The organism is Saccharobesus litoralis (assembly GCF_003063625.1).
Lineage (GTDB): Bacteria > Pseudomonadota > Gammaproteobacteria > Enterobacterales > Alteromonadaceae > Saccharobesus > Saccharobesus litoralis.
Window position 1 is genome coordinate 4,856,301 of sequence record NZ_CP026604.1, and the last position, 23,107, is coordinate 4,879,407.

Annotated in this window: 16 protein-coding genes; 11 read left to right on the forward strand and 5 right to left on the reverse strand. The window is 42.6% G+C overall.

From position 1 onward, the window contains the following. Nucleotides 1-288: 288 nt before the first annotated feature. The 3 genes from C2869_RS18265 (at nt 289) to C2869_RS18275 (ending at nt 5,510) form a co-directional block, all read left to right on the forward strand. Nucleotides 289-2,238, forward strand: a complete 1,950-nt coding sequence (locus C2869_RS18265; protein WP_108604301.1) for a flavin monoamine oxidase family protein — start codon at nt 289-291, stop codon at nt 2,236-2,238. A 61-nt stretch (nt 2,239-2,299) separates the two neighbouring features. Then, complete coding sequence (locus tag C2869_RS18270) at nt 2,300-4,096, forward strand: alpha-keto acid decarboxylase family protein (protein WP_108604302.1); 1,797 nt, start codon at nt 2,300-2,302, stop codon at nt 4,094-4,096. A gap of 547 nt (nt 4,097-4,643) precedes the next feature. Next, nucleotides 4,644-5,510, forward strand: coding sequence for a family 16 glycosylhydrolase (locus C2869_RS18275; RefSeq protein WP_228710702.1), 867 nt, complete (start codon nt 4,644-4,646; stop codon nt 5,508-5,510). 106 nt (nt 5,511-5,616) lie between these two features. Here C2869_RS18275 and C2869_RS18280 read toward each other — a convergent pair whose 3' ends face one another. Then, nucleotides 5,617-7,137, reverse strand: a complete 1,521-nt coding sequence (locus C2869_RS18280) for a sulfatase family protein (protein ID WP_108604303.1) — start codon at nt 7,135-7,137, stop codon at nt 5,617-5,619. A 384-nt stretch (nt 7,138-7,521) separates the two neighbouring features. On the opposite strand from C2869_RS18280, the gene C2869_RS18285 reads away from it, so the two are divergent. From C2869_RS18285 to C2869_RS18295, 3 genes are all read left to right on the forward strand, one after another. Then, nucleotides 7,522-8,175: a hypothetical protein gene (locus tag C2869_RS18285; protein WP_108604304.1), complete on the forward strand. Its 654-nt coding sequence runs from the start codon at nt 7,522-7,524 to the stop codon at nt 8,173-8,175. A gap of 317 nt (nt 8,176-8,492) precedes the next feature. Beyond that, complete coding sequence (locus C2869_RS18290; protein ID WP_108604305.1) at nt 8,493-10,385, forward strand: carbohydrate binding domain-containing protein; 1,893 nt, start codon at nt 8,493-8,495, stop codon at nt 10,383-10,385. Nucleotides 10,386-10,417: 32 nt separating this feature from the next. Beyond that, on the forward strand, nt 10,418-11,647 hold the full coding sequence (locus C2869_RS18295; protein WP_108605120.1) for a nucleoside recognition domain-containing protein: 1,230 nt from the start codon (nt 10,418-10,420) through the stop codon (nt 11,645-11,647). A 71-nt stretch (nt 11,648-11,718) separates the two neighbouring features. Here the strand turns inward: C2869_RS18295 and lptG are convergent, their stop codons facing one another. Then, entirely contained in the window at nt 11,719-12,777 is a 1,059-nt protein-coding gene (lptG, locus tag C2869_RS18300; protein WP_199915697.1) for an LPS export ABC transporter permease LptG, read from the reverse strand. Then, a complete protein-coding gene (lptF, locus tag C2869_RS18305) occupies nt 12,777-13,895 on the reverse strand; it encodes an LPS export ABC transporter permease LptF (protein ID WP_108604307.1) in 1,119 nt (372 codons plus the stop codon). The genes lptG and lptF overlap by 1 nt, the downstream gene beginning before the upstream one ends. Before the next feature lie 303 nt (nt 13,896-14,198). On the opposite strand from lptF, the gene pepA reads away from it, so the two are divergent. Genes pepA through C2869_RS18320 form a run of 3 tightly spaced genes read left to right on the forward strand, consistent with a single transcriptional unit; the run spans nt 14,199 to nt 19,075 of the window. Then, entirely contained in the window at nt 14,199-15,704 is a 1,506-nt protein-coding gene (gene pepA, locus C2869_RS18310; protein ID WP_108604308.1) for a leucyl aminopeptidase, read from the forward strand. After that, nucleotides 15,704-16,165: a DNA polymerase III subunit chi gene (locus tag C2869_RS18315; protein ID WP_108604309.1), complete on the forward strand. Its 462-nt coding sequence runs from the start codon at nt 15,704-15,706 to the stop codon at nt 16,163-16,165. The genes pepA and C2869_RS18315 overlap by 1 nt, the downstream gene beginning before the upstream one ends. 39 nt (nt 16,166-16,204) lie before the next feature. Beyond that, on the forward strand, nt 16,205-19,075 hold the full coding sequence (locus tag C2869_RS18320; RefSeq protein WP_108604310.1) for a valine--tRNA ligase: 2,871 nt from the start codon (nt 16,205-16,207) through the stop codon (nt 19,073-19,075). A gap of 392 nt (nt 19,076-19,467) precedes the next feature. On the opposite strand, the gene C2869_RS18325 is transcribed toward C2869_RS18320, so the two are convergent. Then, a complete protein-coding gene (locus C2869_RS18325) occupies nt 19,468-19,677 on the reverse strand; it encodes a hypothetical protein (protein ID WP_108604311.1) in 210 nt (69 codons plus the stop codon). Between the two features lie 296 nt (nt 19,678-19,973). On the opposite strand from C2869_RS18325, the gene C2869_RS18330 reads away from it, so the two are divergent. Beyond that, nucleotides 19,974-20,651 carry a 2OG-Fe(II) oxygenase gene (locus C2869_RS18330; RefSeq protein ID WP_408011900.1) on the forward strand — a complete coding sequence of 226 codons (678 nt, stop codon included), beginning with the start codon at nt 19,974-19,976 and terminating at the stop codon, nt 20,649-20,651. A 65-nt stretch (nt 20,652-20,716) separates the two neighbouring features. Here the strand turns inward: C2869_RS18330 and C2869_RS18335 are convergent, their stop codons facing one another. Then, a complete protein-coding gene (locus C2869_RS18335; protein ID WP_108604313.1) occupies nt 20,717-21,418 on the reverse strand; it encodes a hypothetical protein in 702 nt (233 codons plus the stop codon). A gap of 249 nt (nt 21,419-21,667) precedes the next feature. Here C2869_RS18335 and dbpA point away from each other — a divergent pair, with 249 nt between their 5' ends. Next, complete coding sequence (gene dbpA / locus C2869_RS18340; protein WP_108604314.1) at nt 21,668-23,053, forward strand: ATP-dependent RNA helicase DbpA; 1,386 nt, start codon at nt 21,668-21,670, stop codon at nt 23,051-23,053. Nucleotides 23,054-23,107 lie beyond the last annotated feature (54 nt).

Below are 23,107 nucleotides of genomic sequence, written 5' to 3' on the forward strand. Positions count from 1 at the left end.
ATAAGTCGTATACGTTTTGTATTCCAAAGGTTAGACAAGCACTAAATCTAGTCAAAGCGATCAGGTTTTAGGGGAAGCCGTCAAGCTTCGAGACCCCATGAGCATATGCTCTACTATGTGATTGGGGCTGCCTAAAGGGATTTAGGTAGTAGGACGACGCAGGAGCCAAAGTCGAGAGTAAGCGCTGACAATGAACCGTAAGACCTGAGCGAGAAGACTATAAACGTATCGCTAAGCCCCTTTGGTCTCATTGTCTAGCTGGCTTGGCAAATAACAAGGACTAAAAACATGCCACATCTTACCCAAGAACAATTGAATAATAATTGCCCTATTCCTGACTACGCCAAAATTGTCGTCGTTGGTGCGGGTATGTCAGGTTTATATAGCACTTGGCGTCTTTTAAACGAAACCCAAGGTAACGACGATATTGTTATTTTGGAACGCTCTGGCCGCACAGGTGGACGTTTAGATTCAGATCTCGTCGAATTTAGCGATGGCGATATTGTTAAAGAAGAAGAAGGCGGTATGCGCTTTTTATTTGAAGGCATGGACGATTTAATGTCGCTATTTATGACATTAGATTTACAAGATCAAATTGTGCCGTTTCCTATGAACAGCGGCGGCAACAACCGCTTGTACTTTCGAGGCCATAGCTTTGATGTCGCGAGCGCCTCACAAGACGATTACGCTATTTGGTCTGAGTTATACAACCTAGATCCGCAAGAGCAAGGCGTAAACCCTAAAGACATTATTAATGTGGTATTTAACCGCATATTGGCAGCCAACCCAGACTTTAACCAGCGCCCTGAAGTACGCGGACCTGAATTTTGGCAAGCGTTTCGACTCGACTGTCAATGGAATGGCGTGCCCTTAAACGAATGGTCACTATGGGACTTATTTACCGAGATGGGCTATTCCAACGAATGCATTACCATGCTCTATCGTCTATTGGGTTTTAACGGTACTTTCTTGTCTAAGATGAATGCAGGGGTCGCTTATCAACTACTTGAAGATTTCCCTGCCGACGTTAAATTCCGCACCTTTAAAGATGGCTTTAGCACCCTTCCTAACAAATTGGTTGCCGAAATCGGCTCGCAGCGTATTTTTTTAAACACCTCTGTCGAAAACATTGACCAACATGAAGGAGACTCTTGCTATACCCTAACCTATAGCCAAATCAATCAACAAGGTGAGCAAGAGTTTAAAACCATTAAAGCGGAAAAGGTGATCTTAGGCCTACCGCGTTTGGCACTTGAAAAACTGTTTGTAAAATCGAATGCCTTTAACCGCTTACCACTGCAACAATCGCAACAACTATGGGACACCTTGCAAACCACATCTAACCAACCGCTATTAAAAATAAACCTATATTACGATTCAGCTTGGTGGGGCAATAAAATTAGTGGTCGAGCGCCTGTCGAGTTTGGCCCTAACTTTGCTGATTTACCCACAGGTTCCGTTTATCCGTTCTATGCCATCAGTGACGAAGTTGTCGCCGGTTTAGAATATGCCGAGCGAGTTGAAAACCCTAGCCCAGAGATAGAAGCCAAATTAAAAGTGATCAGCGAAAGTAAATACAAGAAAGCAGCTGCACTGACCATTTACTGTGACTATCTCAATATTAATTATTGGAGTGGCCTGCAAAATAACGGCGAGTTATTTACCTCAACCATGCAAGAGAGATACAACGAGGCTGATCCGCAAACTGTATTCCCAGCCTCGCAAGCGGTTGTACGCGAAGCCACCAAGTATTTTAAAAAGATCTTCAACACTCATTATGTACCCGAGCCAGTTATGACAAGTGCGCGTATTTGGGAAGGCAGTGTCGACTTTAACGCCAAACCCAGCCAACAATTCGGCTATGGTGTACACCAGTGGGCCATAGGCGCTAACGATCGCGAAGTGATGGCACAACTCACCGAGCCATTACCTAATTTATACACCTGTGGTGAAGCATTTTCTGACTATCAAGGCTGGGTTGAAGGGGCGCTACGCTCTACCGATTTGGTACTGAATAAAGCCTTTGGTTTAGCTGCGTTTAGTCAAGTATTTGAAAGACAACATGGCAAACCGGCATCTGTCGCTATCTCAGAAGCCTATTACAAAAACGTAACGGCGATGATCCAAGAATACATTGACCCGAATTACCAACCTAACTTTGAAAAAGACCAACAGGTCAAAACACAATCTCAAGAGACTTGCCTAGGCGTTGACTTAACTTACCTAGACCAAGAGTAACTTAACAAAAGGCGCTGCATTTTCATCAGCGCCATCTGCAAATTGTTTAGAGATCCTGTTTATGAACACTCCACAAAATAATACTTATACCGTCGCTGACTACCTCAAACAGCGACTTGAAGAAATTGGCTTAGAACAAATGTTTGGCGTAGCGGGTAACTATACTGCCGCCTTTTTAGACACTATTTTAGCCGACAAAGCATCGCCAATTAAAATATCAGGCAATTCAAATGAATTATGCGCCGGTTTCGCTGCCGACGCATATGCGCGCTTAAAAGGCGTTAGCGCTTTGTATGTCACCTATAGTGTTGGCGCTTTTACTTTGCTTAACACCATAGCCGGATCATTTGTTGAACAATCGCCAGTCATTTTAATTAATGGCGCGCCAACCAATAAAGAAAACGCGGTCGAGAAAAATGCCGGTTTACTCTATTCACACACCACGGGCTACCAATTTGTCGACATTCACATGTTCCGCCCAATTACAGTGGCCGCTGAGCGGATAACTAATGCCAAACAAGCTATTCACCAAATTGACTCAGCGCTAACCGCCTTAATTACCCAAAAGCGTCCGGTTTACCTTGAAGTCACTGAGGATACGTGGCGCGCAGCCTGTAGCCGCCCCGAAGGCACACTAAGCTCAGGTGTCGACGCAACCATCACGGTAAGTGATGTAGATGCCGCCGTTAAAGCCACTGTAAAAATGATGATGCGCCAACCGAAAAGTATTTTTTGGGCAGGTATTGAGATCCAGCGTTATGGTTTACAAAAAGAGTTTTTAGCCTTACTAGAAACCTTAAACCAAGAACACGTATTACCCGACAACCAAATTAAATTTGTTACTTCAGCCTTGAGTAAATCAGTGATTGCAGAAACGCACCCTTGGTTTGAAGGTTGCGTAACCTTAAATAAAGAAGAAGTTGCCAGTTTAGTGGGCGATGATGGGGTATTGGTTGGTATTGGTGCTTGGACAACAGGTAAAGATACCGGCAATCAAGATATTCGCAGCAGTCATACTATTTTAGCCGCTCACGATGGCGTATTTGTTGGGGCTGAATATTACCCAGCTGTACAGCTCAAAGACTATATAGAAAAACTCACTGCCGCCTTTGCGGCATTGGCTGGCCAACAATCACCTTGGTTGCATGGATTAACCTTTCCCAAACCACAACAACTTTGTGTTACCGCCCCAGCAAGTCATTTAGGCTACGACAGCTTTTTTAAAGCCATGGGTAACTGGCTAACCGAAGACGACATTATGGTTGTGGATGCCGGTTTTCCATTAATCGGTTCGCAATCTGTGCCTATTCCTGCGCAAAATGGCTTTGTCGCCCAAGCAGCATGGCTTGCCATTGGTTATTCGGTTCCTGCGGGGACTGGCGTTAAATGTGCGTTTCCAGATAAACGCGCTGTTGTCGTGGTTGGAGATGGCGCTTTCCATGAAACCTGTCAAGCCGTGGCCGACCAACATGCTTACGGTCAAAATACCGTGGTATTTGTATTGGCTAATGGCATATACGGTATCGAGCAATATTTGGTTAACCCCAACCCTTTTAGAAAACCACCCGTTGATTACAGCGACGAGCTACTAGATACGGTTTACCCTTACAACGATTTACCGCAATGGCAAATCAGTAAAGTAACCGAAGCTTTTGGCGGACAAGGTCGTAAAGTCGTTAACTTAGAGGAGCTAATTGGGGTTATGGAAGAAATTAGATGTACGCCAGATCAAAACTTTGTGGTTGAAGTTGTGATCCCAACAACGGATGTTCCCGCAACCATTCAGCGCGAAGCCGCCTCTAAAGTCGGTGAAGACGAAATCGAAAACCCTAACTGGCCACCCGCTGGGATTTTCTAAGCGTTTAAAGCCAACCTAACGAGCCAAGGTGTTTCGATAAACCTTGGCTCGTTTTATACAAATCAAATGATTTCAACAAAGCAAAACTAAAAACCACAAATAAATATACAAATTTATATTGAAACCAACGCTAGTAATCATTAGCTAAATAACAATACAAAACACCGTCATAAATTCAATAAATAATCATTTATTACAAATAGATATAAAAATATTTCAACCCAACTCCGCATATCGCAAATATATATTATTAAATTCAACAAACCACTCTACAACCCGTATAAAACTATATTCACCAATGGAAATATCATTCAACATCGACATATTTTTGATATTAACTGCAAAACGCTGATCAGCCCACCCTCACTAACCCCTGTTAAAAAGACAAGTACATAATATTTAATCGCAATTAATTTATTAAATTTACACAAGTTAAAATTAGGGTGTTTTACTTTATTCAAATTAGATCATAAATTAAAAACGATATTTACATTTAATTAAATATCATCATAAAAACACCAACAAAGCACTAAAAGGTAAACAAAATATGAAAACAATATCTCTGGTAAAACACGCCTGTAAATTAAGCCTATTTGGCTTGATGGCAATCAGCGCGACTCAAGCTTATGCAAATCCAACACCTTGGCTAGACGGCACAGGCAATTGGATTAAAAATCAACACAACTGGCAATTTAACTCAAGCGCGAGCGATGAATTTAATCAAGCTGGCAATTGGCAAACGCCCGACACCAGCAAGTGGAATCGTTATCATCCAACCGGTTGGTTAGGTAACAATAGCTTTACCTATAATGGTAACTTTGCCTATACCCATAACGGTAACTTAGTGTTAGAAGCTCGCCCTGGTAATCAAATTGGCGATAAACACTCTTGCGGCATAGTGTCGTCTACCGATCGCACCTTTAAATATGGTTATTTTGAAGTTCGAGCCAAGGCGGCTAACAATAATATCGCCAGCAGCTTTTGGTTTTTTAATCGCAACGCTGCCAATGGCGAACAATTTGAAATAGATGTTTACGAGCATTTCCCGTATCAAGCTTGGAATAGCCATAAAAAAATGAAAAGCAATATTCACCACTTTGTTTGGAGCCAATCAACCGGTAACGTTGATCAAATTCCTTACTACGAGGCTCCGGCCGATATGCCAAATAATGGCGTGGTGACCGATTGGCATACTTACGGCGTATTACGTGAGCCGGGAGGCATTCATTTTTATGTTGATGGCGTAAATGTTCGCACCATTTGGAAAAGCTCTGTGCCGGCAGCCAGTTACCCAGGTGACGTTGAAATGCCGCTTATCTTAGACATTTTAGTTTATGATTGGCAAACGGGCGCCAACGAACCTGCGCAAGCACGATCATTCTATTATGTTGATTATATTCGCATTTGGAATTAATCAGTCGCTAACTTAAAGAAGCATTAAAAAGCCGAGTTTAGCTCGGCTTTTTCTATCTGCATGACTTCGGTCTGTGATCAACAATCACTCAATATGAAGGAATTAATTACATTGCCGGAGCCGTACGTTGACCCGATTCGCGGATCTGCCAATAACGCTTAAACATATCATCGGCTCGGGCTTTAAACTCGGGGTTGTTTATTAAATTGGTTTTTTCTGACAGGTCATCTTGCAAATTAAATAACGCAAAAGGCTCGCGCTTAGTCACTTTATAGTTACTTTTGATAATCAGCTTCCACGGCCCTTCACGCAAAATTAACTCATTTTTACTACCAGCTTGCGCCATTAATAATTGACGCGCTTGATAAGGTTGACCCAATAATGTTGGTAAAATATTCCATGAGTCTTTAGCTTGCTGGGCATTAAGCTTAACCCCCATCAAATTGGCCAAGGTTGCAACAATATCGGTGCCGTTGACTAAGGTGTCGTTAGTGGTATTGGCTTTTATTTTACCCGGCCATACAGCAATAAAAGGCACTCTGTGTCCGCCCTCAAATGCCGTATTTTTGTTACCTCGGAATTGAGCCGGTGAATTATGGCCAAATTTATTGGCTTTTCGGTCAGATAACCCCCCATTGTCAGAGGTAAAGATAATTAAGGTATCTTGATATTCCCCTGTGGCTTTTAAGGCATCAATAATTCGCTTAACTTCAATATCCAACACTCTGTTCATATCCAAATGATGGGTTGGCGTTGTCCCGGCAATAGCCTTGCCATCAATCTGCTTAGGCGGTGTGTGCGGAATATGCACCGCTGGGCTCCAATAATTTAACAAGAAGGGTTTATCACCCGCGCTACGCTTTATAAAGTCGACTGCTTTGTCGGCAAGCTGCATGTTGAGTTTACGTGCATCCCAAGCTGAATCACCCATGCCCGGCCCTTTGTCTGAAACAAATTTAGGGTCCAGCGCCGTGTCTTTATCAACAAAAATAATTTTAGAGTCTTTGCTTAATGGTGCCCATTGACTATTTTCATAAGCAAAATATAACGGTCCTTGTACTCCTGTCGGCACGGTATAGTCATAATCAAAACCCAACTCAGCTGGGTTGCCGGCTACCCACTTTGTAAAGTCTATATTTTTGGTTTTAGGGCCGGTTTTAGGCCCTTGATACACTTTACCTTGCTTTGTATGAAACGTACCCCCTAAGTGCCATTTACCAACAAATGCTGTTTGATAACCGGCCTGTTGAGCAACTCGGCCAATGGTGGCATCCTCTGGCGTTACTGCTGTTTTGGCAAATGAGCTCCATACGCCCCAAGGCGTATAACCGCGATACGTCGAATTACCCGTCATCACCGAATAGCGGCTTGGAGCACATAGTGCTGTTGGTGAATGAGCATCAGTAAACGACATACCCTCTGCCACTAATTGATCAATATTCGGCGTCGGTGCTTGTACAGGTTTGTTACTGTAGCGTTTATGAAAAGCACTGACATCACCAGGGCCTAAATCATCTGCCATAATAACGACAACATTAGGTAGCGACTGAGCTTGCGATGCATTAACAAATGCGATTGCACTGCAACAGCCAATTATTAATTTTTTCAGGTTGGTTTTCAGTTTCATATTTTCCTCTTCAATCTTGGCTTTTAATAAGTCAAGAAAACGCTTAATGCTTATCTGTCAACTTTTGCAGAATGTATAACAACTCAGTAACATGATAAAGCACATACGAAACTATATTTTTATATTCAAACATAAATTATATTTATGTAAAAATACCTAAAGAGACATAACTCTATGTTTTAAAAAGATTTAATCATTTCACTATTAATATTCCGTGTATGGGAACATGGCAAAATATTAATTTGATTGCAGCAGTAAAGATTTGTAAAGGATAGTCAAAAACAAAACTTAGCTCAGATTAGCAGATGATTAGCGCTGTTTGCTGCTTAATTCTATTTTCTTGCTATAGTTAAAGAATTAATTAGATCCAGAGCCATTCGCGATATGTACGATATTAGCTTCATCCACACTGGTGAAATTCACAAACTGACATTTGAAAACCTCATTCGAGAGTATGACCACAAGTTAACCACCCAACATATCGTACGAGAAGATTTACTCGACCATGCTCGAAAACAAGGCCAAGACGCCGTTTTACAACAAAAACTACAAGAATTAGTCACACACTTGTCGCAAGAGTCACGTTTAATTATTTGTACTTGTTCATCTATTGCCGAATTTGCTGAGCAGTTAGACGGTATTAATCAATGCGCGGTACAGCGTATTGACCGTGAAATGGCCGATATAGCCGTGCAAAGCGGTAAAAAAATTCTTATTGCTGCGGCATTGGCCAGTACAATAGAACCGACATTAGAATTACTAGGCAATTCGGCTGATAACCTCAAGCAGGATTGCCATTATCAATCTTTAGTCATTGAACAAGCTTGGCCTCTATTTGAACAAGGTGATCTCGCTCAATACCACACCATAATTGCCCAAGCCTTACAAACAGTTGATAAATCAATAGACTTAATTGTATTAGCGCAAGCATCTATGGCAGGCGCCAGCAACCTACTAAAACTACCATTTCCTGTGTTATCCAGCCCGCGCCTTGGCATTGAACGAGCACTGGCTACATTAGGCTGCTTAGAGGTTTGAAGCTTAACTATTGCACTGGCAATATAGGCGGATCATATGAGTCGAGAAAACATTTTATAGACGAATATGTACTTCCCCAATATAATCGCGCCAGCGCAAGACAATAACAGAGCCGTTACAAGTCATTACCGCACTCGTAACCTTTAGCAATAACTGTTAACCTTGCGAACCGGTTAGCGCAAATATCACCAACATGTCGCGCATAGTCAGCAATTTGTTAAACGGAGCCCGACTTGCAAACAAGTGGCAGTCACGAACCTAAACTAAATATCTGGATAATTGGCAGCATAGTATCCAGCCTGATACTGCTGGGTATCATGTTTAGCTATTGGTATCAGGCTCAACAAAAAAGTACTCCTGCGGCAGAGCAACCCGAGCACTATGCTTTTCTCACCGCGCTCTACGAACAAGACAAAGCCAAACCATTACCTAGATTAGAATCTGTTCGTAAAAACACAGCATTAAAAAGTGGCCCCTTTGAGTTAACCTCAGGCTATGCGGAAATGATGCTAGGCAACGGTGCTACCATTCAACTTAATGCACCGGTAAAAATTGAGCTTTTAGCCGGTGATCACATCTTATTGCATGAAGGTAATATTCGAGTCACCATGCCGGTCACCAAGCGTGGCCTAAATATTAGTACGGCTAAAAAAGGCTTATTTATCGCTAATACCCTGAATAAAAATAGCCAGCTTAACCGCCTCGATCATAAAAGAACCTTAACCAATATATACTGGAACACACCCAGTGCAGCCACATTTGACATCAACGCCAAAGGCCAAGTACAACCAACCAATCAACCTATAGTCAAAATTACTGAAGACTATTACCCCGTTGTTGAGCACGCAGACTATCAGCAAAACACCATAAGTCATATTGCTCGCAACTCGATCACAATTGACAGGTTACGTTTACCCAGTGTCGATTCCCCAAAACTGGTTGCCAGTATTATTTATCACTCAGATGTAGCAGCAGAGATTTATTTAGACTTAGGCATAGAACTTGGTGAACCCATCAGTGAAATGAAAGTGAACGTTTCTAGTGGTAGTGGTGTCATCAATCTCGATATTCCAGTTAATAGTGACACCTTAATCAATGATAAAATGGTGGTTGATGCCACCATGTTTGATACTAGAGATTTATCGCCAATTGATGTTGATCAGATGGCCATAGTAGATGCGGCTCGGCCAGTAAAAGAAGACATAGATCTGCTAACTAACGTCAACACTGGGTTTGAAACCGGTGATTTCAGTGATTGGCAGCTCAGTTGGCAAAGCAAAGGCAGTATTGACGTTACCAAAGATGCGGCGAAAGATGGTAATTATGGTTTACAAATCAATACCCATAGTGGCCCAGCAGACTTTAACTTAGCTCCAAGTTTATTACCCACTGGCTTTATGCACCCCAATAAACGCTACAAATTATCATTTGATTTGAAGCGCGTTGATGGCCATAACAGTTGGGCGGGCGGTTATGCCCATTTGAGCAGTTATATTAATGGCCAATACCAACAAACACCGCAAGGACCATGGCTAGGCGGCTCCAGTTATTATCAATGGATGCATATAGAAAAAGAAATATTAGGTAAAAACTGGCCTGCTGAGGGCACTAATTTACACTTCGCTTTTCGCACACCTGGGCAAGAATGGTATATGGATAATATACGTTTTGTGCAAGTTAGACCGAAACCTAATCTTCTCAATCAATGGTATATGAACTTTGAACCCGGCGTTATGCCACCTAATTTACAAGTTCACTTGGGCAATGAAAAGAAGCCCTCACGAGCTTATGTCAGTAAAGAGGCTGCTTTGCGCGGTAAATTTGGTTTAGTTGCCGATGCGATCCAAGGCGAGTTACGTTTTACTATTACACCAGCTGCGTTTAAACAACAACAGCTTAAAATCAATACCGACTATCAATTATCCTATGATCTTAAAGTGATTGAAGGCCAAGCATCTCTTTTTCATCAACCCAATACGGGCGGTTGGTTTCCTACCACAGGTTGGATATCGGGCACACCAGCAAATGGTTCAACCGTTATGATTGATAAAAATGGGGTTAAATCAACTTCATCAGCCAATAAAAAGCGAGTCAAAGTCATTATTCCGGCTGCCAAAATAAGTCATAACGAAGACTTCAGTCTGACCTTTATTCTTGCTGAAGGCGCATTGGCTTATATTGATTTTATCACCTTCGCCCCTGTTAAATAATCTGTAAACCTAATGCTAATGGCTTGAACACTGTGCTAAATAAAATCTGGCTGACTTTTTTTACTTTGTCATTTGCTTGGGCGCTAGTGCAAGGCTTTGTGTTTGACGATGGCCTGATTTTTCAACGCATGATGCAATCTGTGTTTGACATGGCCAAACTTACGGTTGAACTCGCAATAGGTTTAATTGGTGTAATGGCATTTTGGTTGGGGATCAGCCGAATTGCCGAACAAAACGGCATGATTGAAAAGCTATCTCAATGGTTAGCCCCTTTCTTTCAAAGAGTCATGCCAGAGATACCCAGTCAACACCCTGCAACAGGTCATGTCACCATGAATATGGCGGCCAATATGTTAGGGTTAGACAACGCCGCCACGCCGCTGGGCTTAAAAGCCATGCGTTCATTGCAAGAGCTTAACCCAAATAAAGACACCGCCAGTAACGCGCAGGTTTTATTTCTCGTACTCAATACTTCTTCAATTACCTTGTTTCCCATTACAGTGTTTATGTATCGAGCTCAGCAAGGCGCTGCCAATCCAACCGATGTGTTTTTACCTATCTTGTTAGCTACGTGCGCCTCTACCTTAGTTGGCTTTTTTGCAGTTTGCCTAATACAGCGGATCAATATATGGCAAGGTAAGTTTTTGGCTGGCATGGCATTGATTTTTGCCTGTTTTGCAGCTTTTCTCGTATGGCTAATCAGCTTACCCATCACCACACTTGAATATCAATCTAGCGTTTGGGCTAACCTATTGTTATTAAGCTTTATCGTTGGTGTACTCATTGTCGGCCACTTTAAGAAGATCGCCGTCTATCAAGAGTTTGTAGAAGGGGCTAAAGAGGGCTTTCAAGTCGCGATCACCATTATCCCATTCTTGTTAGCTATGTTAGTTGCTATAGGTTTGTTGCGCGCTTCGGGTGTACTTGAGGGCCTATTACAACTTATTACCTTATTTATTGCGGTTATTAATGGTGATACCCGCTTTGTGGATGCCCTGCCTGTGGCATTTCTAAAACCGTTGTCGGGCTCTGGGGCGCGAGCCATGATGGTAGAAGTGATGAACAATCAAGGTGCCGACTCATTCGCAGGGCGCCTTGCATCCATCATGCAAGGCTCAACCGAAACCACGTTTTATGTACTAGCGGTATATTTTGGTAGCGTGGGTATTCGCTATACACGCCACGCTATTAGTTGTGGCTTATTAGCCGATTTAGCTGGAATTAGTGCGGCAATTGGTGCGACTTACTGGTTTTATGGGTAGCAGTAGTACGATTAGTGATTTTTGGGGCCGTGTTTGGTCGATATAAAATCGACCCTACATGCCTTGTAAATTTAGGTTTTACGATTAATCAAATAAGCGGCCAAACCAACAAACACCACACTCGGCATCAAGGCGCCAATGACAGCAGGCAATTCGTAAACCAAAGCAACAGGACCAAAAATGCGGTTGGCAATGTGGAATCCAAAGCCAATTACAACCCCCATTAAAATGCGAGCGCCCATTGATGTGCTGCGTAATGGACCAAAAATAAACGACAGCGCCATCAACATCATTACGGCTACAGTTACAGGTTGTAACAGCTTGCGCCAAAATGCCAATTGATAACGGCTATCGTCTTGCTCATTAGCATTTAAATATTCTAAATAACCTTGAAGATCATAAAGTGATAAGGCTTCGGGCTTTACTGAAACAATACTTAACTTATCTGGCGTTAAACTCGACTGCCAACTGGTATCTTGCACTTGCTCAGCGACAATTGCGCTATCGGTTAAATAAGTACGGCTATAACCGTCAACTAACCAACTATCGCCTTGAAATTTAGCTTGTTTAATATGGCTAACTTTTTGTAATTGTAATTGATCATCAAAATCAAAAATGGTCAGCCCTTTTAGCAGGCCATTTTCGGCTATGGTTTTGATATGAATAAAATCATCACCATCTTTTGCCCACACCCCTTGTTTATTCACGACATTGGCATAAATTTCACTGCTACGCAGGTTTTTCGCTTTAGCTTCAGATTGCGGCGCAACAAATTCGCCCAGTAACAACACAGCGACTACCAAAATCGTCGTGGTTTTCATGGCGGATTTAATAATATCGAGTTTTGATAAGCCCGATGCCATCATGACAATTAATTCGCTATTGCTTGCTAACGCCCCCATGCCCAATAGGCCACCTAATAACGCTGCCATAGGGAAAAACACCTCAATGTCACGTGGTACGGTATACAAAACAAACAAGCAAGCATCCATGATGTCGTATGTACCGCGGCCAATACTGCGTAGCTGCTCTACAAACCGTATTAAGCCACTTAAGCTTGTCAGCACAAACAAGGAGACAAATGTCGACTGCATGATAGCGCGACCAATGTGAAAATCGACTATCTTAATCATGCGGTTTTCCTTGTTAAATTACTGAACCAAGAGCGTAAATATCGACCTGAAGTGCGCTCACCTGCCAATAGAAATAAGCCATAAATTAAAGCTAAGGTATGGATCCACCACAAGCCAATTGTCGGAGGGATTTTGCCATCGGCCAACGCCGATTTACCCGCCATTAATAACAAAAAGTAACCTAAGTAAACTAAAAATGCCGGTGCCATTTTTGCCATGCGCCCTTGTCTGGGTCTAGTGCGAGCCATAGGCACAGCGACCAGTGCAACAATAGGCACAGATAACGGCAAAGCAATACGCCATTGCCATTCTGCAATAGCCTCAAAGTCATCTCGTTCCATTAACTCTTTGGTCGACACAGCGGATAATTTACGACGACGCTCTTCTATTTGCTGCTCTTTAATTTTGACTGAATAAGCGCCAAAGCTGGCGATTTGATAATTCAGTTGATCATGCCCGCCTTCATAACGCCGGCCATTGTTGAGCACCAAACTTTGTTCATCTGCATTTTCCTCTATCACTCTGCCTTTCTCAGCATAGACAACGTTAAAGCGTTGTTTTCTGTCCTCTTCATGCGGCATTTGTGCAACGAAGACTTTGTTAAATGCAGAATTATCTTGTTGAGTTTCATGAACAAAAATCACCGCTTTATTATTGGCAGCTTGCTGAAATTGCCCAGGTATTAACGTCGACAAGCCAATATCGGCTTTGAGTTGGTCTTGAATTTCTTCTTTTTTCGCAGCCGAATACGGTCCCCACCAAATGGTATTTAAACCGGTAAACACAGCAATCACTAACGCCACGACAATGGTAATACGGGTAACGTACCACTCACTAACCCCACAGGCTTTTAATACCGACATTTCGTTATCTTCATAAAAGCGACCGTGAGCTAAGAAGATACCAATAAACATACTCAGCGGCAGAATTAAACCTGCTAACGGCGGTATATTAAGTAGCAGCATCCAAGCCACTAAATCAGTAGGAAGTTGGCCTTCCATTGCGTCGTCTAACACACGCACTAATGCGTTAGAACTAAATATCACTAACATGATAAAAAATACGGCGAACTGTGACTTTATTGTTTCACCGAACAAATAGCGGAAAATAATCAATTGCTGTCCCTGAAATTAGGCATTTTGCTGCAATAGAGTAAAATTTTAAGTAAACTCAGCATTTTTACAAGACAATACGATAAAAACTTAGTAAAACAGGCGTAATTATCTCTCAATTTTGATAGCCTGTTCTACAATTATCGAATAACGCAAATATACCAGTTAAACACCAATTTTTGTCTATTTATGTGTGTTTAACCTCGCGGTAAACTCAATTAAAAGTGGCCGCTACAAGCATTTGCATTCGATAAAGCTAGCTAACTAGCTAAAAAATAAACAAAAGCTAAGTTATTAGGAGCAACAATGGAATTTAGCGTTAAAAGCGGCAGTCCTGAAAAACAACGCAGTGCGTGTATCGTTGTCGGTGTATTTGAACCTAGACGACTCACCTCAATTGCAGAGCAGTTGGACAAAATTAGTGAAGGTTATATCAGCAACCTATTACGTCGCGGTGACTTAGAAGGCAAAAGTGGCCAAATGTTGTTGTTACACCATGTTCCTAACGTATTAAGTGAACGTGTGTTGTTAGTCGGCTGTGGTAAAGAGCGTGAATTAGACGAGCGTCAATACAAGCAAATTATTGCCAAAACCATAAATACGCTAAATGAAACCGGCTCTATGGAAGCGGTATGCTTTTTATCTGAATTACATGTTAAAGGTCGCGATAATTACTGGAAAGTTCGCCACGCAGTAGAAGCAACTCAAGATTGCCTATACACCTTTGACCAATTAAAAAGTAAACGTGAAGAGCCTCGTCGCCCATTACGCAAAATTGTTTTCAACGTGCCGACGCGTCGCGAATTACCGACGGGTGAAAAAGCCATTAGCGATGGCTTAGCGGTTGCAGCGGGTAGCAAGCTATGTAAAGACGTAGCTAATATGCCACCTAACATTTGTAATCCAGCTTATTTAGCCGAACAAGCTAAATTACTAGCCGACAATTACGACACCCTCTCGGTTGATGTTTTAGGCGAAAAACAAATGGCTGAGTTAGGCATGAACTCCTACTTAGCTGTTGGCCGTGGCTCAGATAATGAATCCATGATGTCTATCATTAGCTATAAAGGCGCTGATGATGAGCAAGCTCCGATTGTTTTAGTTGGTAAAGGCTTAACCTTTGATTCAGGTGGTATTTCGATTAAACCAGGCCAAGGCATGGATGAAATGAAATACGACATGGGCGGTGCCGCAGGTGTCATTGGCACCATGCAATCACTAGCTGAACTTAACTTACCGTTAAATGTTATTGGTGTATTAGCCGGTTGTGAAAACATGCCAGATGCTAACGCTTATCGCCCTGGTGATATTCTGACGACTATGTCAGGCCAAACAGTGGAAGTGTTAAATACCGATGCCGAAGGCCGTTTAGTCTTGTGCGACGCCCTTACCTATGTTGAGCGTTTTAATCCTGCATTGGTTATTGATTTAGCCACTCTTACGGGTGCATGTGTAATTGCTTTAGGTGCTCATGCAACTGGGGTAATGAGTAACCATAACCCACTGGCCCATGATTTAATTAGCGCTTCCGACCAATCCGGTGATCGCGCTTGGCGTTTACCTTTATGGGATGAATATCAAGAGCAGTTAGAAAGCCCGTTTGCCGATATGGCAAACATTGGTGGCCGCCCTGCGGGTGCCATTACTGCGGGCTGTTTCTTGTCGCGCTTTACCAAAAAGTATAACTGGGCACATATGGATATCGCTGGCACGGCTTGGCGTTCAGGCAAAAACAAAGGCTCAACCGGTCGCCCTGTGCCTATGCTAACTCAGTTTTTACTTAACTATGCTGAGGAGCAAGCGAGCGAGTAATGTCGCAAGTTACTTTTTATCTTCTGCCAGAAGAAACTCAACCCAACAATACTGAGTCGCCAGCGGAATCCCCGATCGCGGCTCATATTGATTTTGCGTGCCGCTTAACCGCGCAGTTGTATCGTGAAAATAAAAAAGTCTTTATTTTTACCGATAACCAACAACAAGCCGAAGCGGTAGACGAGCATCTATGGCAATTTGAACCCGACAGTTTTGTTGCCCATAACCTACAAGGCGAAGGCCCTAAATTTGGCACACCAGTCGAAATTGGCTGTCAAGCGCCACGTTCGGGGCGGCCAATTCTGATTAATTTAAGCCAACACATGCCCGACTTTGTTGGCCGCTTTAACCAAACATTCGATTTTGTTCCTGCAGAAGAAAAGCTAAAGCAACAAGCTCGCGAACGCTACAAGCAATATCGTGCAGCCGGTCATCAGCTTTCTACCCAACCTGCAGCGTGACCATTACTTTTATTTTAAAAACGACATTTAGATACGACGATGGAAAAAACATTTAATCCTAATACCGTTGAACAGGCTTTATACAAAGCGTGGGAAGAAAAAGGCTACTTTAAACCGTCAGGCCAAGGTGATGCCTACTCAATCATGATCCCACCACCGAATGTAACCGGTAGTCTGCATATGGGTCATGCATTCCAAGACACCATTATGGATACCCTAATTCGCTACAAGCGTATGTCGGGTAACAACACCTTATGGCAAGTTGGTACTGATCACGCCGGTATCGCAACGCAAATGGTTGTCGAACGCAAACTTGCTGCAGAAGAAGATAAAACCCGTCACGATTTAGGCCGCGAAGCTTTTGTTGATCGTATCTGGGATTGGAAAAAACAATCAGGCGGCACCATTACTCAACAATTACGTCGTTTAGGCGCATCCGTTGATTGGGATCGCGAACGCTTCACCATGGATGAAGGCTTATCAAACGCAGTTAAAGAAGTTTTCGTGCGTTTATACAAAGAAGACCTAATCTATCGTGGTAAGCGCCTAGTCAACTGGGATCCAAAATTACACACCGCCATCTCTGATCTTGAAGTCGAGAACAAAGATAAAAAAGGCCATATGTGGAACTTCCGCTACCCACTAGCGGATGGCGTAAAAACCAAAGACGGTAAAGACTACATTGTGGTTGCTACCACACGACCAGAAACCATGTTAGGTGACACTGGCGTTGCGGTTAACCCAGACGATGAGCGTTACCAAGACCTAATAGGTAAAGACATTATTCTTCCTATCGTTAATCGTCGCATTACCATTGTGGGTGATGAACACGCCGATATGGAAAAAGGCACAGGTTGTGTAAAGATCACCCCTGCGCATGACTTTAACGATAACGAAGTCGGTAAGCGTCATCAGCTACCTATGATCAACATCTTTGATAAAGATGCAGCCATCTTAAGCGAAGGCCAAACGTATACCTTTGACGGTAAAGAATTAGACATGGACGCGCCATTACCAGAGCGCTTCCATGGTTTAGATCGCTTTGCAGCGCGTAAAGCTATCGTTGCAGAATTCGAAGAGTTAGGTTTATTAGAAGTGATTGAAGATCACTCACTCACCGTGCCTTACGGCGACCGTTCTGGCGTAGTTATCGAGCCACTATTAACCGACCAATGGTATGTACGTGCCGCACCATTAGCCGAACCAGCTAAAGAAGCGGTTAAAAATGGTGATATCCAGTTCGTACCACAACAATACGAGAACATGTACTTCTCGTGGATGAACGATATTCAAGACTGGTGTATTTCACGTCAGTTATGGTGGGGGCACCGTATTCCAGCTTGGTACGACGCCAAAGGCAACGTATACGTTGGTCGTGACGAAGCTGAAGTTCGCGCCAATAACAACATCGCCGACGATGTGGTTTTAAGCCAAGACGAAGATGTATTAGACACTTGGTTCTCATCTGCGCTTTGGACTTTCTCAACTCTAGGTTGGCCAGACAATACTGAAGATTTAAAAACCTTCCACCCGACTGATGTATTGGTAACGGGTTTCGATATTATTTTCTTCTGGGTGGCGCGTATGATCATGATGACCATGCACTTCATCAAAGATGAAGACGGCAAGCCGCAAGTACCATTTAAAACCGTTTACGTGACGGGTCTTATCCGTGACGAGAACGGCGATAAAATGTCGAAATCGAAAGGTAACGTACTTGATCCTATCGATATGATCGACGGTATCGATTTAGAAAGCCTAGTCACCAAGCGTACTAGCAACTTGATGCAAGACAAACTGGCCAAGAAGATTGAAAAGAACACGCGTAAAACCTTTGAAAACGGTATCGAAGCCCACGGTACTGACGCCCTGCGCTTTACCCTAGCCGCCATGGCCTCTACCGGTCGTGATATCAACTGGGATATGAGCCGCTTAGAAGGTTATCGTAACTTCTGTAATAAGCTTTGGAATGCCAGCCGTTACGTATTAATGAATACTGAAGAGCATGACTGTGGTTTCGCTGAAGATGGATCTGCTACTGGCGAGATGCAAACTTCATTAGCCGACCGTTGGATCTTAGGACAGTTCCAACAAACGGTTAAAGCCTATACCGAGCATTTAGATAATTATCGTTTCGACTTAGCTGCTAATACTATTTACGAATTCACTTGGAACCAATTCTGTGACTGGTACTTAGAATTAACTAAGCCGGTATTATTTAAAGGTAGCGAGGCAGAACAACGTGCCACGCGTCATACCTTGGTAACAGTGCTAGAAGCCCTATTACGTTTAATGCACCCATTAATGCCTTATATCACGGAAACGATTTGGCAGAGTGTGGCTCCGTTAGCTGCAGTTGATAAGAGCAAAGCCGATACGATCATGCTGCAAAGCTTCCCACAATTTGACGCTAGCCAAGTTGATAAACAAGCCATGGCGGATCTCGATTGGGTAAAACAATTTATCGTCGGAATTCGTAATATCCGTGGTGAAATGGATATCTCTCCGAACAAACCACTTAATGCTTATATCAAAAATGCCGGTACAGAAGACGTACGCCGTTTAACGGCTAACCAAAGCTTTTTACAAGGCCTAGCTAAGCTTGAGTCTATCGACGTATTAGGAGAAGGCGACGAAGCCCCAGCCTCTGCTACCGCTTTAATCGGTGAAATGGCGATCATGATCCCAATGGCGGGTCTAATCGACGTTGAAGCTGAACTAGCGCGTATCGATAAAAACATCGAAAAAATCAGCAAAGATTTAGCCCGTGTTGAAGGTAAACTGAAAAACGAAAACTTCGTTAGCAAAGCCCCAGCCGCGGTTATCGATAAAGAAAAAGCTAAACTAGCTGAAATGCAAACTGCGATCAGTAAATTGGAAGAGCAGAAAGCGACGATTGAAGCTTTGTAGGTTTTGATTGTTAGATGGAGGGAGTCGCATGGCTCCCGCCATTACCCAATCATCGCCATACGGAAAATGACGCACGAACACAGATTTCGTTCCTTAAATTTTTCTTCTTGGCATTACAAAGCAAAATATCTAAACAAATGTCGCTCAAACCTGATACCTTGCACGGTGCGACTCGCTTCGCTCGGGGCACCCTACATCCAGTTAATCTATAAACCTAACCTCATCGTAGGGTGGCCGGAGTCGTACGACTCCCACCATAACAAGGTAAAACGGCTTAAGAACCATTCAATGGTTAAATATTTAAACCACAATAAAACAAAAATCATCGGGTTGCGCACGCAACCCGAATAGGATTGTGGCTTTGCACCACAAGTGCCAAATTGAACGTTAAATTAAGCGTTAAATTTGGCTTTGATGCATTTGCCCATATACGCTTGACGGGCTTTTTTATCTTTTAAGTCGATACCTTGTTCTTTGGCTTCGGCTTTACATTCTTTCGCCAGCGCTTTGCGCTCTTCTTTGCTTGGCTTTTTGTCACCTGCCCACGCAAATTGACTACAAGCTAACACCATAGATACGACTGCAATTGCGATTTTTTTCATTATTTTTTTACCTTCAAAAGTGTATAAATTATTGTTGTTACACCATGGGTATCTGCATTGAGAATACTGCCGCTGGCTGATGCTGATAATGCGCTTTTTTTAAAATTAGAAAAGCCTATTTACACAATCCTTACATTCTTAAAACATCTTGAAATTCGCTGAGATATTGCAGATGTTTTTTAAGTTGCGTTAAGTTTTTAACGACGTAAATTCCATTAAATAAATTGACTAATTAACAAAATAAGATTATCTAGCAGGCTAATTTTTTATGCTACCCTCAGCAATTTGAGAACACCATTTTGGCACTTGCAAAACTGAATTTATTGTCCGATGAAGGTCATTTTTTTAATGAAACACTATTTGGATTGATCGCTAATGATATTGAGCAACAAGGTTTTAGTATTCGCCCCAATGCACTACCTGAAACAATAGCCAATAGTTTGTACCAGCACCAACAGCACATGCATACCCACCAGTACGATAACGCTGGCATAGGTCGCGGTGATGATTTTTTGCATAACGACTTTGTTAGAACCGACGAAATTTGTTGGATCAATGGCGACTCAGATGCCGGACAAGCTTGGCTAAACTGGACAGCACAATTAAAGGACTTTTTAAATCGGCGCTTATATTTAGGATTATTTTCTTTTGAAAGTCACTTTGCTCATTATGCACCAAACGATTATTACAAACGTCATTATGATGCGTTTAGAGGCGAGGCTAATCGAGTACTGTCAATTGTGACTTACTTAAATCCAGGATGGTTGCCAACAGATGGCGGCGAGCTTGTTATTTATCAAAATGATCATGATCGACAAGGCACAAAAGTCGTCCCTTTATTTGGTACGCTTGCCGTGTTTTTAAGTGAAGAATTTCCGCATGAAGTTTTGCCAGCAACCCGTGATAGATACTCAATTGCTGGCTGGTATCGAGTCAATACCTCAACCGACAATCGAGTAGATCCGCCTAGGTAAATAGACTTAATTTAAATGGTGCCAAAGCTATGTGTTTTAGATGCAAAGCGGCGCCATAAAAATCTTTATTTACGCAAAATCTGCAAATTTTTCGTCACCCCTTCAGCTAACGGCACTAAAAATATTTGCGACTCTTGTAAACGCTCTGTCGGAATGCCCAGAACATAACTGTCACCAAATTTAAACGATTTATGCGAGGCATAGCGACTCGTCTGCCGCCAGAACAACTCGCCTTTTTCATTGTAACCGTCAATTTGTAAACTAATTTCAGGTTTAAGCTCGATCATATTGGTATTCAGTGCCTCTCCCCCAAAAGACAGCTCAGTACGTTCGGTATAATAAATATTTACAAAGATATCTAAATACGCGCCATCAAGCCTAGGGTATTCAAATTCAATTTGGGTTAACTCGCTGTTATCACCATATTTCATGCTAACACCAGAGTCATCTGCCACCTTAACTGGCACGCCAGACTTAGCTTTAATACCCTTTGCCAACGTTGATTCAAATGTATGAAGTTGCTCAATTAAATTCGCTTGCTGTTCAGGGTCGAACATATCAAGCACTTCTTGTACGCCTTTAATCACTTTAGTAATTTTTGAGTATTTACCAGATTCGCCCTGTGTTGGTTCACGGATCGGATCCAAATAAACCTGTAAGGTTCTAATAGTGACATCGCCTTGATAATTATGTACCAAGGGTTGATTGGCACAGCTAGCCAGACAGCACACCGCCAACAATAAAAAGAAGTTTAATAAGGTTTTCATTAATAATTAGGTACCAAGTTTGATTAACACAGCTAACTAGACGGCAAACCGCTAACAATAAAATGAAATTTAATAATTTTATTACGCACTCAGCTAAATTATGCAATGAGTATGGCGTAAATTAAGCCGCAAGCAAAGTTATAGTCAAATCAAAGTTATAGAATAAAAGAACCATAAAAACCTAAGCGAGCTGACTATATTAACTGATACAATGCCGCGGTTATTTTTTACCTAACCCTAGGACATGCTGTGAGCCAACTTGCCTTTTCCAATACTCAACTCAAAACCGAACTTGTCAGTAATTTAGATACCCTAGGTTATAAAGAAATGACAGCGATCCAAGCGCAAAGTTTACCCGCTATTTTACAAGGTAAAGATGTGATCGCCCAAGGTAAAACGGGTTCAGGTAAAACTGCTGCTTTTGGCTTAGGTTTGCTAAACAAACTAGACGTAAAACGCTTTCGTATTCAAACCTTAATTCTCTGCCCCACCCGAGAATTAGCCGACCAAGTCGCAGTTGAGATACGAAAACTGGCGCGCGCTATTCATAATATTAAAGTGCTCACCTTAACTGGTGGTATGCCATTCGCTAAGCAGCAAGATTCGCTATACCACGGCGCGCATATCATTGTCGGCACACCTGGGCGTATAGACGATCATTTAAACCGCGGCACCTTAAACCTAAATGATGTTGATACCTTGGTCTTAGATGAAGCCGATCGCATGTTAGAAATGGGCTTTCAGGATACATTAACCGCCATTGTGGAGCGCACACCTATTGATCGACAAACCCTGTTATTTAGTGCCACCTACCCAGATGCCATTAAAACGATTGCAAATAATATGATGCGGGATGCCGTCATGGTTCAAGTCGAAGATACACATGACGATACCAGTATCGCCCAACACTTTTATCAAACAGCAGATAGCGAAGCTAAGTTACACGCTCTGCGCTTGTTATTATTACAGCACCAACCAGAATCAAGTGTGGTATTTTGTAACACCAAACGCGACACCTTAGTAGTCTGTGATGAGCTTAACCGCTATGGCTTTCATGCATTAGCGCTTAACGGCGATTTGGAACAGCGCGAGCGAGACCAAACACTCGTGCAATTTGCTAACAAAAGCGCATCTATCTTAGTTGCAACCGATGTCGCGGCGCGCGGCTTAGATGTCGAAAATTTGGATGCGGTATTTAATTACGATTTTGCTCATGATACCGACACGCATACCCATCGTGTTGGCCGCACTGGGCGCGCTGGCAATAAAGGTTTAGCCTGTACCTTTTTTACTGAAAAAGACGCGTATAAAATCGAAATGTTAGCCGAGCTATTACAGCGAGATATTAATGCCGAAGCTTTGCCACGCGAAAGTGTGTTAGACAATCGTCCCAATCCCGCCCCTATGGTTACGCTACAAATAGACAGTGGTAAAAAACAGAAGATCCGTAAAGGTGACATTCTCGGCGCTTTAACCGGAGAAAACGGTATTGAAGGCAAACAAGTCGGTAAGATCCAAGTTAACGATACTTGGTCGTTTGTCGCGGTTGAACGCGCTGTCGCTAAACGCGCTATTAACAAACTAAGCCAAGGCAAAATGAAGGGCCGTAATCGCCGCGTAAGACAACTGAGTTAGTCACTTATCAATTGTTAAACCCACACACTCTCTCTGTGGCAATCCCTCCAAGAT

Bases quoted from the DNA above. Each gene is read 5' to 3' on its own strand.
- C2869_RS18265 (WP_108604301.1), top strand. From the start codon at position 289: ATGCCACATCTTACCCAAGAACAATTGAATAATAATTGCCCTATTCCT.
- C2869_RS18270 (WP_108604302.1), top strand. From the start codon at position 2,300: ATGAACACTCCACAAAATAATACTTATACCGTCGCTGACTACCTCAAA.
- C2869_RS18275 (WP_228710702.1), top strand. From the start codon at position 4,644: ATGAAAACAATATCTCTGGTAAAACACGCCTGTAAATTAAGCCTATTT.
- C2869_RS18280 (WP_108604303.1), bottom strand. From the start codon at position 7,137: ATGAAACTGAAAACCAACCTGAAAAAATTAATAATTGGCTGTTGCAGT.
- C2869_RS18285 (WP_108604304.1), top strand. From the start codon at position 7,522: ATGTACGATATTAGCTTCATCCACACTGGTGAAATTCACAAACTGACA.
- C2869_RS18290 (WP_108604305.1), top strand. From the start codon at position 8,493: ATGTTTAGCTATTGGTATCAGGCTCAACAAAAAAGTACTCCTGCGGCA.
- pepA (WP_108604308.1), top strand. From the start codon at position 14,199: ATGGAATTTAGCGTTAAAAGCGGCAGTCCTGAAAAACAACGCAGTGCG.
- C2869_RS18315 (WP_108604309.1), top strand. From the start codon at position 15,704: ATGTCGCAAGTTACTTTTTATCTTCTGCCAGAAGAAACTCAACCCAAC.
- C2869_RS18320 (WP_108604310.1), top strand. From the start codon at position 16,205: ATGGAAAAAACATTTAATCCTAATACCGTTGAACAGGCTTTATACAAA.
- C2869_RS18325 (WP_108604311.1), bottom strand. From the start codon at position 19,677: ATGAAAAAAATCGCAATTGCAGTCGTATCTATGGTGTTAGCTTGTAGT.
- C2869_RS18335 (WP_108604313.1), bottom strand. From the start codon at position 21,418: ATGAAAACCTTATTAAACTTCTTTTTATTGTTGGCGGTGTGCTGTCTG.